Genomic DNA, 10351 nt, shown 5'->3' on the forward strand with positions numbered 1-10351 from the left:
GCCCGCGGGCTGACCATCCCGGCCTCCGCGGGTTTGGTTTATCGCGCGCCGACCCCGGCCACCACCCACGCCCCGCGGCTGTACGAGACGCTCGGCGTCGGCGCCCGCGCGGCCGCGGTCGCCGAGGCGATGCGCCGAGGACTGCTGGAGTGAGTGACCGCGGGGTCGCCGCGAAGCCGGTCAGGTGACCGGGCAGCCCGAACCCGCCGTGCGGGTGACGAAGTTCGGCCGCACCTCCATGTCCGGCTCGTCGTAGAGCCGATGGAACGTCGGCGTCAGCGCCGCGGACATCGGCGGGTTGATCCACGACCAGTCGGTCGGGCAGGTGCGGCCCGCCTTCGCCTCACGGTCGACGAAGTCGAGGAACTGCCGGGCGACGGTGTGGTGGTCGACCATGATCACCCCGGCCTGCCGGTAGCTGTGGATCACCGCCCGATTCAGCTCGACGAGCGCCCGGTCCTTCCACAGCGTCCGGTCCGAACTCATGTCGAGCCGCAACTTGCGCGCGATCGTCGGCAGCATGTCGTAGCGGTCGGTGTCGGAGAAGTTCCGCGCGCCGACCTCGGTGCTGACGTACCAGCCGTTGAACGGCGCACACGGGTAGGTGAGACCGCCGATCTCGAGGTCCATGTTCGAGACCGCGGGCACCGCATGCCATTTCAGGCCAAGCTTCGCGAACCACTTGTAGTTCGGATGCTCGAGCGGAACCTCGAGGATCAGCTCCCGTGGCACCTCGAACCACTGCAGCGGCTCGTCGGGGACGGAGATGAGCAGTGGCAGCACGTCGAAGGCGGTCCCCTCGCCGTGCCAGCCCAGTCGGGTCACCTGCTCGGTGAGCTCGACGTGCGCGGGGTCGCCGACGACGGTTCCGTCGGCCTGGCGGTACCCCGCGTACCGGATCAGCTGGGGGCTGATGATGCGGTACTCGCGGCCGTCCGGCAGCGGGCGGGGTCCGATCGTGATCACCGACTGCAGGGCGCCGCCGTTGGTGGCCGTCCGCAGGTGTTCCCAGCACGCCTCGGCGAGGTCGGCGGCGGTCACCGCGTGCCGCGCGTCGAGCAGCTTGAGGGTGCGCCAGTGGTTGCGCCCGACGCAGCGCGCGTGGTTGCGCCAGGCGAGCTTCGCGCCGACGAGCAACTCCTCGGCGGTGTGCTCGTACCGGCCGGTGAGGGCGAACTCGTCGAGCACTTCCGCGGCGCGGGTCGGCGACAGGTGCGCGAGCTCCGGCTGACGGAAGAACTCGGCGCACTCGCGTAGCCGGCGGTCGAGTTCGTCGGAGGTGGGGGCAGGCCTGGGCGTGACCTCTCGGTCACGCAGGCGTTCCTCCCCGAAGGAATTGGCCACGACGGTCTGGCTCCGTTCTCTGTGGGCGCCGGCAGCATCATGCGAAACCACTGGTGCCTGTGTGACGTGTGATTCTTTCACGACCATGCCGCGTCCTTCCCTTTCCATCCGGGGCGGTCGTCGCCTAGACTCGCCAACGACCGATCGGCGACCGCCGTGAGGGGCCCCGCGACCTGCCGGAACGCGACAGGTCGCGGTTTGTGTGCGGAATGGGGACTCTGCAGTGGACTCAACGACAATTTCGCTTGTCCGGACGACGTTCAAGGCCGTCGCGGCCGTCGAGGACGGTCCGGAGAAGCTGACGAGGTCGTTCTACGCGATCCTGTTCGCGCGGAACCCCGAGGCTCGCGAGTTCTTCCCGGCCGCGATGGACATCCAGCGGGACCGTCTGGTCCGGGCGATCGCGTACATCATCGACAAGCTCGAGGAGCCCGAGTCGATCCTGCCGTTCCTGGCCCAGCTCGGCCGCGACCACCGCAAGTACGGTGTCGAGGACGCGCACTACATCGCCGTCGGCAACGCCCTGATCACCGCACTCGAGAACTTCGCCGGCTCCGAGATCTGGACCGAGGAGGTCGATCTCGCGTGGCGTGAGGCCATCGCCCTGATCGCCTCGACCATGATGTCCGCCGCCAACTCGGAGACCGGACCGCGAGCCTGGATCGGCACCGTCGTCGAGCACAAGCAGGTGCTCCGTGACGTCGCGGTGGTCCGGCTGCAGCTCGACCAGCCGATGCAGTACGGCGCCGGCCAGTACGTCAGCGTCAGCGTCCCGGGCCGCCCACGGATGTGGCGCTACCTCTCGCCGGCGATCCCGGCCAACGACCAGGGGCAGATCGAGTTCCACGTGCGCCGCGTCGCCGGTGGCTGGGTCAGCCCGGCGATGGTCGGCCAGACGAATCTCGGTGACACCTGGGCGATCGGTTCTCCGCTCGGTGCGCTCGGGGTGGACCGCACCAGAGAGCGCGACATGCTGATGATCGGGTCCGGCACCGGTATCGCGCCGCTGCGCGCGCAGGTGATGGAGATGGCCATGCGCGGCAACAACCCGCGCGTGCACCTGTTTGTGGCGGGCACCTATCCGTGCGACCTCTACGACATCGAGACGCTCTGGCAGCTCTCGCAGACGAACCCGTGGCTCACGGTGATCCCGGTGTCCCAGGAGGACACCAACCCGTGGTGGCACTTCGACCCGATTCCCACCCCGCCGCCCGGCATGTACCAGCGGATCACCGGGAAGGTCGGGGAGGTGGTCGCGGAGTTCGGCGACTGGGCCGACCGCGACGTCCAGATCGTGGGATCGGCGTCGATGGTCCAGACCACCAAGTTCCGGCTGCAGGCCAAGGGCACCCCGACGGAGAACATCCGGCACGACCCGCTGTACTGAGGGTCAGCTCGGAAGGATGTTCACCGCCCGCGCGGCGACGAGTCCGACGGTCACCAGCGAGACGATCGCCTGGGACATCATCAGCACCTTCGCCCACCGCGACAACGGCATGGTGTCGGTGGGAGAGAACGCCGTCGCGTTGGTGAACGAGACGTAGAGGTAGTCGAGGAACGTCGGCCGGAAGTCCGGGTCCAGGCGGGCATCGGCCATCTGCGGGAACAGGAAGTCCGGGGTCTGGCTGCGGACGCCGGCGCGCGCGGCGGCGCCGCCGCGGTCGAACTCCCAGTACCACAGCGCGTAGACGATGATGTTCGTCAGCCAGATCGAGGCGCCCGACGCGAGAATCTTGTCCGCGGTCACCCCGCTGCCGGTGAGGATGGCGTCGAGCAGCAGGACGGTGGACACCGCGTTCGTGACCGCCAGGACGCTGATGAGTGCCAGGGAAATCGGCCGCAGTGCGGGATGGCGGTCGTGTACCGGACCGGGATTGCCGATCAGCAGGATCACGCAGAGGACGAGCTCGATCGCGGGGGCTGCCGAGCGCGGCCGTAGCACGAACGAATCCGGCAGCAGCAGTTGCAGAATCACCGCCACCAGCAGTACCGCGATCATCGACCAGCGTGGCTCGGCGAGGTGCGGGCGCAACCAGCCCGGTACCGGCGCGTGCTCACCGCCGAGCTTGCCGTACTCCCAGCGCTTGGCGCGGCTGGGCGGACGGTCCTCGTGCGGGGTGTTCGACCCGTCTTCGTCACCGGTCACCAGGGCCATCATCCTCGTTCGCGCCCGCCGACGTCCGCTGAACGGGAGCCTGGCGGTGGTCGTCCGGTCAGTGGGAGGGGCGGTATCCGGTGGGCGGGCGCGCCCATAGCGTCATTCGCAGTAGTCACCAGCGAAAGGCAGACATCGTGAGCGCCCCTACTCCAGCATCCGCGGGATCAGATCTGTCCGAGGTCGACGTCGTCGTCGTCGGAGCGGGCTTCGCCGGGCTGTACGCGCTGCACCGCTTCCGCAGCGACGGCCTGCGCGTGCAGGTGATCGAGGCCGCCGACGGTGTCGGCGGCGTCTGGTACTGGAACCGCTACCCGGGCGCGCGCTGCGATGTCGAGAGCGTGGACTACTCCTACTCGTTCGACGAGGCGCTGCAGCAGGAATGGGACTGGAGCGAGAAGTACGCCACCCAGCCGGAGATCCTGCGGTACGCCAACCACGTCGCCGATCGCTTCGACCTCCGTCGTGACATCAAGTTCGGCACCCGCGTGACCGACATCGTGCTCGACGAGGCGACGCTGCGGTGGGAGGTTCGTACCGACGCCGGTGACGCGCTGTCGGCGCGGTTCGTCGTCCTCGCGGTCGGACCCCTGTCGAACGCGAACATCCCCGACATCGCGGGCCTCGGCTCGTTCGAGGGCGGGGTGTACCACACCGCGCACTGGCCGCACGAGGGCGTGGACTTCACCGGCAAGCGGGTCGGCGTGATCGGGACGGGGTCCTCCGGGATCCAGGCGATCCCGTGCATCGCGGAGCAGGCCGAGCAGCTGTACGTGTTCCAGCGCAGCGCCAACTACAGCGTGCCCGCCGGCAACGTGCCGCTCTCCGACGAGGACCGCGCCCGGCAGAAGGCGAACTACGCCGAGCGGCGGAAGCTGTCCTTCGCGAGCGGCGGCGGCTCCCCGCACCTGGCGAACCCCAAGTCGGCGCTGGAGGCGTCCGAGCAGGAGCTGCGCGACGCCTACGAGGAGCGGTGGCGGCTCGGCGGCGTGCTGTTCAGCAAGACCTTCCCCGACCAGGTGGTCAGCCTCGAGGCGAACGACACCGCCCGGGTCTTCTGGGAGGAGAAGGTTCGCGCGGTCATCGACGACCCGGAGATCGCGGAGCTGTTGATCCCGAAGGATCACGCGATCGGCACCAAGCGGATCTGCACGGACGCGAACTACTACCAGACCTACAACCGCGACAACGTCAACCTGGTGAACCTGAAGGCGACGCCGATCGACAGCATCGACGCGGCGGGTGTGCAGACCACCGGCGAGCGCTACGACCTCGACGCACTCGTCCTGGCGACCGGGTTCGACGCGATGACCGGGTCCATGGACAAGCTCAACATCGTCGGCCGCGGCGGGGAGACCCTCAAGGAGGCCTGGGCCGCCGGACCTCAGACCTACCTCGGTCTGTCCGTGGCCGGGTTCCCGAACCTGTTCAACATGACCGGGCCGGGCAGTGTCTCCGTGCTGGCGAACATGGTGCTGCACTCCGAGCTGCACGTGAACTGGGTGGCCGACGCCATTGCCCACCTCGACGCGCACGGCGCGAAGGCCATCGAGGCCCGTCCCGACGCGGTCGCGGACTGGGTGAAGGAGTGCACCGACCGGGCAGCGGCGACCCTGATGCCGACCGCGAACTCCTGGTACGTGGGCGCGAACATCCCCGGACGCCCGCGGGTGTTCATGCCGTTCCTCGGCGGGTTCGGTGTGTACGGTCAGATCATCGCCGACGTTGCGGCCGCGGGCTACAAGGGATTCGACATCATCGAAGCGGGCGAGTGACCATCCGGTCCCGGAGCTGACCGGGACCACGTAGAGGTCGACGACTTTCGAAAAACGCTGGGCGCCAGGGAATGGCGCCCAGCGTTTCGTCGTTTCCGGGTCAGAGTTTCTGAAACGTGTTGCAATTTAACATCTTTCGTATCCCAGCTCACGGGAAGGCGGTTGACGTTAGCTGGGTCACACCTTTACGCTTCCCCCAAGCAAATGCTTGCTTATTCAACTTGAGGAGACCTGCATGAACAATCGGCATCGTGTTCTGGTGGCCGCTCTCGCCGTCTCCGCGGTCGCGCTCGCGGGCTGCTCCGGATCGAGTTCCGGAGCGGAGGGCGGATCCGACGGCCCCTACCGGGTGCTCGTCACCGGCGCCATGAGCGGGCAGGGTGCGCTGGCAGCGAACTCCCAGACCTCGATCCTCGCCGCGAAGGCCGGCGCGGATGCGATCAACGCCAACGGCGGAATCGGCGGTCGCCAGGTCGAACTCACCGTGGTCGACGACGGCGGCGACGCCACGCGGGCGGTGTCGAACCTGCGCGAGGCGGTCGCTTCCGGCAAGAAGCCCGACCTGTACCTGAATTCGGGTCCGTCGACGTTGTCCGCCGCGACCCTGCCGATTCTCAAGCAGAACAAGATTCTCTCGTTCAACGTCGGACCTACCGAGAACTCTTCGGATCCAAGCCAATTCCCGCTGAACTTCGATCTCTCGCCGTCGCCCGCCGACTACGCCCGATCGATCGCGCGGTACGCGAAGAGCAAGAACTACCAGCAGGTCGGTGTCATCCACGGCAGCAGTGCCTACGGTGAGGCCTTCGGAAAGTCGATGGCGTCCTCGCTCGCGTCGGAGGGGGTCAGCGCCAGTGGCTCGGAGGAGTACGACATCGCGGCGCTCGACATGACAGCGCAGCTGCAGTCGCTCAAGAACAAGGGCACGCAGGCGCTCGTGGTCGACGCCTACGGCGCGCCGCTCGGCTACCTGCTGACCAGCCTGCAGCGCCTGGACTGGAACATCCCCCTGATCGGCAACACCTCGGTCTCGGGCACCGCGCTGGTCGCCAAGCCGGCGCCCGACGGCGTGCTCGGCACCCCGGGCACCGCGAACCTCGTGATGCAGATGTTCCCGAGCACCGTCTTCGACGCCAACGACACCGCAGTGAACGCGATGGTGACCGCAATGGCGGCGATGGGACAGATCCCGTCGACGCTGATCCTGGCGGACAACTACGACCCGTTCGGTCTGGTCGCCGCGGCGGCCGCGAAGGTCGGATCGTCCTCGGACGCAACCAAGCTCGCGAAGGCTCTCGAGGACCAGCAGGTGCTCGACACCGCCAAGACCGCCTTCCTGCCGCGGTACCACTACACCGCGGATTCGCACGCTCCGAACCTGACCGACGACGGCTACCGGTTCGTGCCGCCGAGCAAGTTGCTCAACGGGCAGTACGGCAACCCGGCCGCCTGATCGATCCCTGATTGCTGACGGTGCGGCCGCCCCGGCGACCGCACCGTCGTGAGGAGTGGAGAAATGACCATTCTCTGGTCTGGCCTCGCACTCGGCGCCGTCTACACGCTGGTTGCGATCGGCTACAACATCGTTTTCGTCTCGTCCAACACCTTCAACTTCGCGCAGGCGCAGCTGATGATGGTGGGCACCTTCGTCGCCTACACCGGTCTGGTGACGCTGAAACTGCCCGTTCTGGTCGTCGCCGTGATGGCGACGGTGACGGTGATGATCCTCGCCGGGCTGGAGGAGGTCATCGCGGTCCGGCCGGTGAAAGACCACCAGAACCAGCTGGTCACGACCCTGGGCGTCGCGACCCTGATCAACGGTGCCACGCAGTTGATCTGGGGGAGCGAACCGCTGACGGTGCCGTTCTTCGGGTCCAACGATCCGATCACCCTGCTCGGTGGCCGCACCTACCCGGTGGAGATCGCCCTGCTCGTGGTGGCGGTGGTGCTGGTGGTGGTGCTCGGTCAGTTCAGCAAGCGGACCGTGACAGGTCTTGCGCTCCTGGGCATCTCGGAGGACCGCGAGGCCGCGATGCTGCGCGGCGTGAACGTCCGTGCGCTCGCGCTCGGTGCGTTCGCCGCGTCCGGCGCCCTCGCCGGATTCCTGGGACTGTTCGTGGGGCCCAAGACCTTCGCGGTGGCCACTCTCGGTTCCGCGCTGGCCATCAAGGGATTCGTCGCGTTGGCCATCGGCGGCTTCGGCTCCCTGCCCGGTGCGCTGGTCGGTGGCCTCACGGTCGGCCTCGTCGAGTCCTACGCCGCACTGGAACTGGGCAGCGCATACAGCAACATCGCGGTGTTCGTGGTTCTCATCGTGATCCTCATGGTTCGGCCGGCCGGACTGTTCGGCCGAGTCCGGGAACGGGTGGTGTGAGATGTCGGTCTGGCGTTCGCTGAGAGCGGTCCCGAGCTGGATCTACCCGCTCGCCCTCGGAATAGTCGTCCTGCTGCTGCCGACGCTCGGTCTGGGCTTCGCGATGACCAGGCAGGTTCAGCTCGCGTGCATCATGGCCCTGGTGGTCAGCGGCCTGAGCCTGAGCCTCGGATACGCGGGCGAGCTCGCCCTCGGCCAGGCCGCGATGTACGCCGCCGGGGCGTACACGGCGGGACTGATGTCCATCGCGGGACACACCGACATCGTCGTGCAGCTCGTCGTGTCGGGCCTGGTCGCGCTGGCGGTCGGCATTGTCACCGGTATCCCCGGCCTGCGTCTGGGCAGCTGGTCGCTGGCCATGACCTCGTTCTTCCTGGTGCTGCTCGTCCCCGACATCATCGCGGTCTTCGGTGACACCACGGGCGGCCGGAACGGGCTCAGCGGCATCGAGCCGGCCACGCTGTTCGGCCACGTGCTCGACCCCGCCAACAACGAGTTCTACCTGGTGATCGTGGTGGTGACCATCGCGTGGTTCGCGGTGATGCGCAACCTCGTCGTGTCCCGCCACGGCATCGCCTTCCGCACCCTCAAGCAGAGCCCGGTGCTGGCCTCGTCGGTGGGCGTGTCGGTGTTCCGGATGAAGCTGCTCGGCTACGCGATCGGTGCCTTTCCGGCCGGCCTGGCGGGGGCGCTGTTCGCGAACATCGACATGTTCGTCTCGCCCGAGGCGTTCGGATTCACCTTCGCCACTGCGGTTCTCGCTGCCTGCATCCTCGGCGGTGCGGCGAGCGTGTACGGCGCCCTGATCGGCGCGGCGATCATGCAGTTCGGTCCCAACCAGGCGTCGGACTTCCAGCAGTACGCGCTCGTGTTCTACGGCGGGTTCCTGATCGTGGGCGGTGTGCTGCTCAGCGGTGGTCTGGCCAAGCTCGCCAAGGCCGGTCTCGCCAAGCTCGACCGGGCGGCCGGACTGACCGGTGCCCGCGCGGCCGAACCGGGAGCGAACGCCGAACTGCCGGCGATGGATCCTATGGAGGGGCAGCCCCTCGTGGTCGAGGGCATCTCCAAGGCGTTCGGCGGCAACCAGGCGTTGAGCGACGTCCGGTTGAGCGCGCGGCCCGGACAGGTGACCGCGCTGATCGGACCGAACGGTTCCGGCAAGACCACCACGCTGAACATGATCTGCGGGTTCTACAAGCCGGACTCGGGACGAATCCTGATCGGCGACACCGCGGTTCAGGGACTGGCCCCGGACCGGGTCGCCCGAGTCGGCGTCGCCCGCACGTTCCAGACCCCGAACATCCCCGAGCACGTCACGGTCCTCGAGGCGGTGGCCTCCGGTCGGTACAGCACCGATCGGGCGTCGATGTTCTCCACCGTGCTGCGGCTGCCGAGGTTCCGCAAGGTGCGGGCGGCGGACCTCGCCGAGGCGCAGCGGGCGCTGGAGATGGTGGGCATGGCGCACCTGGCCGACGAGACCGCCACCGCGCTGCCGCTCGGCATGCGCAGGCTGCTCGAGGTGGCCCGGTCCGTGGTCGCGAAGCCGCGGGTGCTGTTGCTCGACGAGGTGGCCTCCGGGCTCGACGAGGACGAGGTGGAGCGGCTCGCGGACATCATCCGCGGTCTGCGTGACGCCGGCGCCACCGTGGTGCTGGTCGAGCACAACTTCCGGCTCGTGCTCGACCTCGCGGACCGGATCGTGGTGCTCGCCCAGGGCACCGTCATCGCGGACGGGAGTCCGACCGAGATCGAGCACGATCCGCGGGTGCTCAGCGAGTACCTCGGCGTCACCGTCGAGGAGAGCGGCTCGCGCACGATCGCCGACGAAGAATCCGCCATTTCCGAAGAGGTGAAGTCATGAGTGAAGTGAAACCCCTTCTGAGCGTGCGGAACCTGGAGTCCGGGTACGGCGACCTGCGCGTGGTCTGGGACGTGTCCCTCGACGTGTGGCCCGGCAAGGTGACGGCCCTGCTCGGCCGCAACGGTGCGGGCAAGACCAGCACCCTGCGGGCGATCTCCGGGCTGAACAAGATCTCCGCGGGTTCGGTCGAGTTCGACGGCGAGGACGTCTCGAAGGTGCCTGCGCACCAACGGGTTCGCCGCGGGATGGCGTACGTCCAGGAGGGCAAACGGGTCTTCCACCGGCAGACCGTCGAGCAGAACCTCGTCCTCGGCGGATACGTCCGGAGGATGCGCAGGTCCGCGTTGAAGGACGAGGTGTCGCGCATCTACGAGCTGTTCCCGATCCTGGGCGAGAAGCGCGGGCTGCTCGCCGGTTCGATGTCCGGCGGGCAGCAGCAGATGCTGGCGATCGGACAGGCGTTGATGGCCGAGCCGTCGTTACTGCTCCTCGACGAACCGTCCGGCGGTCTGGCCCCGGTCATCGTCAACGAGGTGATGGAGCGGGTGAGCGTGCTCAAGGAGGCGGGGCTGGCCGTGCTGCTCGTCGAGCAGGCGGTGGAGGCGGCGATGAGTGTCGCCGACCACGTCACCGTGCTCGACATCGGCAAGGTCGTGATGGATGCCGACGCCGGCGAGATCGACGACCTCGCTGTCCTGCGCGACGCGTACTTCGGTCGCGTCTGACTGTGCTGCGGGCGAAGGGGAGTTCACGGCGCCCCCCCGGCAAAAACCCAAAGCGCCGTAAAAGAACAAAGAGTGAAACCAGAAAGAAGATAAAAAGGATAAAAATAAAAAAAGAAG

At 67.8% G+C, this 10351-nt stretch carries 8 protein-coding genes and 1 pseudogene; 7 read left to right on the forward strand and 2 right to left on the reverse strand.

What is annotated here, in order from left to right; all coding sequences use genetic code 11:
* Nucleotides 1-153 (forward strand): annotated as a pseudogene (locus ACFVH2_RS24305) (DNA-binding response regulator); the annotation flags it as partial.
* A 27-nt stretch (nucleotides 154-180) separates the two neighbouring features.
* On the opposite strand, the gene ACFVH2_RS24310 reads toward ACFVH2_RS24305, so the two are convergent.
* Nucleotides 181-1317 (reverse strand): nitric oxide synthase oxygenase, encoded by a 1137-nt coding sequence (locus ACFVH2_RS24310; RefSeq protein WP_378428145.1) that lies wholly within the window; start codon nucleotides 1315-1317, stop codon nucleotides 181-183.
* Nucleotides 1318-1567: 250 nt separating this feature from the next.
* Here ACFVH2_RS24310 and ACFVH2_RS24315 point away from each other — a divergent pair, with 250 nt between their 5' ends.
* Complete coding sequence (locus ACFVH2_RS24315; protein WP_378428107.1) at nucleotides 1568-2731, forward strand: FAD-binding oxidoreductase; 1164 nt, start codon at nucleotides 1568-1570, stop codon at nucleotides 2729-2731.
* Nucleotides 2732-2734: 3 nt separating this feature from the next.
* Here the strand turns inward: ACFVH2_RS24315 and ACFVH2_RS24320 are convergent, their stop codons facing one another.
* A complete protein-coding gene (locus ACFVH2_RS24320; protein ID WP_378428109.1) occupies nucleotides 2735-3499 on the reverse strand; it encodes a hypothetical protein in 765 nt (254 codons plus the stop codon).
* 137 nt (nucleotides 3500-3636) lie between these two features.
* Here ACFVH2_RS24320 and ACFVH2_RS24325 point away from each other — a divergent pair, with 137 nt between their 5' ends.
* From ACFVH2_RS24325 to ACFVH2_RS24345, 5 genes are all read left to right on the forward strand, one after another.
* Nucleotides 3637-5274, forward strand: a complete 1638-nt coding sequence (locus tag ACFVH2_RS24325; RefSeq protein WP_378428110.1) for a flavin-containing monooxygenase — start codon at nucleotides 3637-3639, stop codon at nucleotides 5272-5274.
* Between the two features lie 235 nt (nucleotides 5275-5509).
* On the forward strand, nucleotides 5510-6727 hold the full coding sequence (locus ACFVH2_RS24330) for an ABC transporter substrate-binding protein (RefSeq protein ID WP_378428112.1): 1218 nt from the start codon (nucleotides 5510-5512) through the stop codon (nucleotides 6725-6727).
* 63 nt (nucleotides 6728-6790) lie between these two features.
* A complete protein-coding gene (locus tag ACFVH2_RS24335; protein ID WP_378428113.1) occupies nucleotides 6791-7648 on the forward strand; it encodes a branched-chain amino acid ABC transporter permease in 858 nt (285 codons plus the stop codon).
* 1 nt (nucleotide 7649) lies between these two features.
* Nucleotides 7650-9509 carry an ATP-binding cassette domain-containing protein gene (locus ACFVH2_RS24340; protein ID WP_378428115.1) on the forward strand — a complete coding sequence of 620 codons (1860 nt, stop codon included), beginning with the start codon at nucleotides 7650-7652 and terminating at the stop codon, nucleotides 9507-9509.
* On the forward strand, nucleotides 9506-10234 hold the full coding sequence (locus ACFVH2_RS24345; RefSeq protein ID WP_378428117.1) for an ABC transporter ATP-binding protein: 729 nt from the start codon (nucleotides 9506-9508) through the stop codon (nucleotides 10232-10234). Before ACFVH2_RS24340 ends, ACFVH2_RS24345 begins: the two co-directional genes overlap by 4 nt.
* Nucleotides 10235-10351: the final 117 nt, after the last annotated feature.

The organism is Rhodococcus sp. NPDC127527 (genome assembly GCF_042672245.1).
Lineage (GTDB): Bacteria > Actinomycetota > Actinomycetes > Mycobacteriales > Mycobacteriaceae > Rhodococcus_G.

Excerpts from the sequence above, each read along its gene's own strand:
- ACFVH2_RS24320 (WP_378428109.1), bottom strand. The coding sequence starts at position 3,499 with ATGGCCCTGGTGACCGGTGACGAAGACGGGTCGAACACCCCGCACGAG.
- ACFVH2_RS24330 (WP_378428112.1), top strand. The coding sequence starts at position 5,510 with ATGAACAATCGGCATCGTGTTCTGGTGGCCGCTCTCGCCGTCTCCGCG.
- ACFVH2_RS24335 (WP_378428113.1), top strand. The coding sequence starts at position 6,791 with ATGACCATTCTCTGGTCTGGCCTCGCACTCGGCGCCGTCTACACGCTG.
- ACFVH2_RS24340 (WP_378428115.1), top strand. The coding sequence starts at position 7,650 with ATGTCGGTCTGGCGTTCGCTGAGAGCGGTCCCGAGCTGGATCTACCCG.
- ACFVH2_RS24345 (WP_378428117.1), top strand. The coding sequence starts at position 9,506 with ATGAGTGAAGTGAAACCCCTTCTGAGCGTGCGGAACCTGGAGTCCGGG.